Origin of the sequence: Pseudomonas sp. EggHat1 (assembly GCF_014892995.1) — a bacterium.
Taxonomy (GTDB): domain Bacteria; phylum Pseudomonadota; class Gammaproteobacteria; order Pseudomonadales; family Pseudomonadaceae; genus Aquipseudomonas; species Aquipseudomonas chaetocerotis.
Map to the genome: position 1 here is coordinate 1 of NZ_JACKQK010000052.1, position 378 is coordinate 378.

A 378-nucleotide genomic window follows, 5' to 3' on the forward strand; every position below is an offset into this window, starting at 1 on the left:
ACTGGCCAAGACCGACGCGTTGGATGCTCGGGTTCTCGCCGCATTCGGCATTGCCATCCGTCCCGCCATCCGCCCGTTACCCGATGAGCAGGCGCTCGAACTGGCGGATCTGGTTGGGCGTCGGCGACAACTGGTCGACATGATGGTCGACATGATGGTCGCCGAAAAGCTGCGCTTGCAGCAGGCGGTGGGCAAGGCCCTGCGACGCGACATCAAGCTGCACATCCAATGGCTGGAGAAGCGCCTCAGAGCCAACGATGCAGGGCTAAATGACGCCATTCAAAAGTCAGAGATCTGGCGGGCCAAGGATGACTTGCTGGCTGAAGTGAAAGGTATCGGGCCCGTTTGTCGAATCACGTTACTAGCTCTACTGCCAGA

At 59.5% G+C, this 378-nt stretch carries 1 protein-coding gene; it reads left to right on the forward strand.

Features of this window, described 5'->3' with window-relative positions; all coding sequences use genetic code 11:
* The coding region (locus INS93_RS24650) for an IS110 family transposase (RefSeq protein WP_192985869.1) at positions 1 to 378 on the forward strand (378 nt) is incomplete at both ends.